Source organism: Pseudomonas sp. 21 (assembly GCF_000955805.1).
GTDB lineage: Bacteria > Pseudomonadota > Gammaproteobacteria > Pseudomonadales > Pseudomonadaceae > Pseudomonas.
This window is the reverse complement of sequence record NZ_JYOA01000021.1, coordinates 1-3,039: the sequence shown is the minus strand read 5'-3', so window position 1 is coordinate 3,039 and position 3,039 is coordinate 1. Positions and strand designations below refer to the sequence as shown.

Annotated in this window: 4 protein-coding genes and 3 tRNA genes; all 7 read left to right on the top strand. The window is 58.9% G+C overall.

The window, feature by feature from the left end; genetic code table 11:
- Positions 1–101: 101 nt before the first annotated feature.
- Positions 102–1,046 (top strand): bifunctional biotin--[acetyl-CoA-carboxylase] ligase/biotin operon repressor BirA, encoded by a 945-nt coding sequence (gene birA / locus UB43_RS28690; RefSeq protein WP_045218015.1) that lies wholly within the window; start codon positions 102–104, stop codon positions 1,044–1,046.
- A complete protein-coding gene (locus UB43_RS28685; RefSeq protein ID WP_045218014.1) occupies positions 1,036–1,785 on the top strand; it encodes a pantothenate kinase in 750 nt (249 codons plus the stop codon). Before birA ends, UB43_RS28685 begins: the two co-directional genes overlap by 11 nt.
- A gap of 9 nt (positions 1,786–1,794) precedes the next feature.
- Positions 1,795–2,475 carry an SPOR domain-containing protein gene (locus tag UB43_RS28680; RefSeq protein WP_045218013.1) on the top strand — a complete coding sequence of 227 codons (681 nt, stop codon included), beginning with the start codon at positions 1,795–1,797 and terminating at the stop codon, positions 2,473–2,475.
- Positions 2,476–2,616: 141 nt separating this feature from the next.
- Positions 2,617–2,701 (top strand) — tRNA-Tyr (locus UB43_RS28675).
- A 25-nt stretch (positions 2,702–2,726) separates the two neighbouring features.
- A tRNA-Gly gene (locus UB43_RS28670) sits at positions 2,727–2,800 on the top strand.
- 19 nt (positions 2,801–2,819) lie between these two features.
- Positions 2,820–2,895: transfer RNA gene (locus UB43_RS28665), tRNA-Thr, on the top strand.
- An 83-nt stretch (positions 2,896–2,978) separates the two neighbouring features.
- Positions 2,979–3,039, top strand: a 61-nt coding sequence (locus UB43_RS29975; RefSeq protein WP_256205367.1) for a hypothetical protein, incomplete at its 3' end; no start/stop codon positions are given.

The following is a 3,039-nucleotide window of genomic DNA, read 5'->3' as shown; positions in this document are numbered from 1 at the left end:
CCGGGGGTTTTGCTTTTGCGCGCGGGAAAGTCGGGCCATTGCTGCGTAGGCAATTCAGGCATGCCTCTATATGATGCGTGCCTGACTGTTGCGGGGGTGATATGCAGACCTTGCTGAAATTGCTGAGCGATGGCCGCTTTCATTCCGGAGAAGAGCTGGGTGCTCTCCTCGGAGTAAGTCGCAGTGCCGTCTGGAAGCGCCTTGAGGGCTTTGAGCGTGACTACGGTATGGTCGTGCAGCGAGTGCGCGGCCGTGGTTACCGCCTGGAAGAGCCTCTGAGCATCATCTCGCCCAGGTCCGGCTCCGGACTGTGGTCTCTCGATGTCCTGTTTTCGATCGACTCCACCAACGCTGAGGTTCTGCGACGCCTCTCTGCCGGCGCTGCGGCGCCGTTCGCCATTCTTGGTGAGCGCCAGACCGCTGGGCGGGGGAGGCGAGGGCGGCAGTGGGAAAGCCCCTTCGGCGCCAATCTTTATTACACCCTCGGCATCACCGTACGTGGTGGTGCGCAGGAGTTAGAGGGGATGAGTCTGGTGGTTGGTCTTGCGGTAGCGAAGGCCATCCAGGCACTGGGTGTAAAGGATGTCGGCTTGAAGTGGCCCAATGATGTCCTGGTCGGTGGCAGGAAGATCGCGGGTATCCTGCTCGAGTTGACAGGGGATCCCGCTGACATCTGCAGCGTTGCCATTGGCATCGGCATCAATGTGAATATGCGCAAGGCGGATGCCATTGATCAACCCTGGACTTCCGTTCGAGAGGCCCTTGGCAGGCTGGTCGATCGAAATGAGTTGCTGCAGGCGCTGGAGTCGCAACTCGCGCACGCACTCTCCCGCCATCGCGAGCGCGGCTTCGCTGCGAGCCGCGAGGAGTGGGAATCCCTACATCTATGGCAGGGGCGGCAAGTCACGCTGTCCACTGTCGCCAATAATATCGTTGGGCGCGCCCTTGGCATCGATGAGCGAGGCGCGTTGCGTCTCCTGGTGGATGGCAAGGAGCAGAGCTACAGCGGAGGCGAGCTGAGTCTGAGGTTGTCGGATGATTCTTGAGTTGGATTGCGGAAATAGCCTGATCAAGTGGCGGGTGGTCAGAAAGCACGATCTGGTAACCGTCGCTGGTGGCGTGGCTGATTCCGATCAGACGCTGCTTGCGCAATTGCAGGCCAGCGACGTGGTGGATATTCGCTATTGCCGAATGGTCAGTGTGCGCAGTGAGCAAGAAACCGATGCGCTTCGTGTAGGCCTGGAAAGCGCATTCCCCATTTCGGTGCAGATTGCTGCGCCGGCGACCGAACTGAGCGGTGTGCTGAATGGCTACCGTGAGTATCATCGGTTGGGGATGGATCGCTGGCTTGCTCTGGTGGCGGGTCATTGCCTCGCGGGGCGTGGCTGCCTGGTGCTCGATCTTGGGACTGCGGTCACTTCCGACCTGGTCGACGCCGCGGGTAGGCACCTGGGTGGCTATATAGCTCCCGGCATGCCCCTGATGCGCAGCCAGCTCCGTACGCACACACGCCGAATTCGCTATGACGATGAGGCGGCTCAAGAGGCTCTGCAGAACCTGCTGCCAGGCCAGGAGACTTCCGAGGCGGTCGAGCGCGGTTGTGTGCTGATGCTGCGCGGGTTTGTGCGGGAGCAGATCGATCTGGCCAACAAGCTGTTGGGTGATGACTGCGCAGTCTATCTGACCGGGGGCGATGCCGAGCTGGTCAAGGATGAATCTGCGCGTGCTGTCGTGCTTCCGGATCTGGTATTTCTCGGCCTGGCGCTTGCCTGTCCGATCGAGTGAGTCTGATCGATGCGTTGGTTCTTCCTCTTCCTGCTCGCCCTCAACGTCTTCTATTACGTCTGGCATCAACAGCAGGCGCCGCTTCGCCCGAAGGAGATCGCGCCGCTCAGTCTGTTTCACGCTGAGCAGAAGAATATTCGTCTGCTCAGTGAGTCTGCAGAGACGCCTCAGCGCCGTCCGGCAGAAGAAAAGCCGGCGGTGGTGCCCGCGTCCGCATGTATCTACCTGGGCAGCTTCCCCGCAGAAGATCGCGCCCGGCAACTAGTCCAGCGCCTGCTGAGCCTGGATGTCCAGGCTTCGGTGCAGACGGTGGATGCGGCTGCTGGCGTCGATTACTGGGTTTATCTTCCGCCCCTGGCTTCGCGGCAGGCTTCCTTGTGGCAGCTGCGCGAGCTGCAAGCGCGCAAGATCGATAGCTACATCATCACCGAGGGCGATCTGACTGACGGGATTTCCCTTGGGATCTTTCAGCGCAAGGATTCCGCAGACAGTGTGGTCGAACGTCTGAAGACTGCCGGTTACGACGCCCTGGTGCGCGAGCTTGCTCGCTCGCAGCATGATTACTGGGCGCAGATAGCCGCGGAAAGCGGGCGCCTGGTGGACGATTCCCTGCTGCGTCAGCTGGCCCCGGATTTCCCGGAACTTCAAAAACAAACAATGCCGTGTAAAAACGTTGCAAGCCCTGAATAGTTTGAATAGAATGGCGCCCGCTTCACAGGGGCGGCCTGAAAAGGCCAAGCACTGGAAGCCGTTGTCGAAGAGCTAAGCTCAAGTTTTTTAAAGAAAAACAGTTGACAACGCGGTGGCAGGCTGTAGAATGCCGCCTCACTCGGAGGGGTTCCCGAGCGGCCAAAGGGATCAGACTGTAAATCTGACGTCTCAGACTTCGAAGGTTCGAATCCTTCCCCCTCCACCAGTTTCAAGCGTGAGCTGCAAGCTCCGCGGGTATAGTTCAGTGGTAGAACCTCAGCCTTCCAAGCTGATGATGCGGGTTCGATTCCCGCTACCCGCTCCAAGTTTGTTGCTTATGTCTTGCTCATGTAGCTCAGCTGGTAGAGCACACCCTTGGTAAGGGTGAGGTCAGCGGTTCAAATCCGCTCATGAGCTCCATCTCGCAAAGGCAGATATGAAAATATCTGCCTTTGTTTTAATGGTGACGTGACTTTCTCAATTCCTTACGGGAGGCGGTCAAGATGGCTAAAGAAAAGTTTGAGCGTAACAAGCCGCACGTAAACGTCGGCACCATCGGTCACG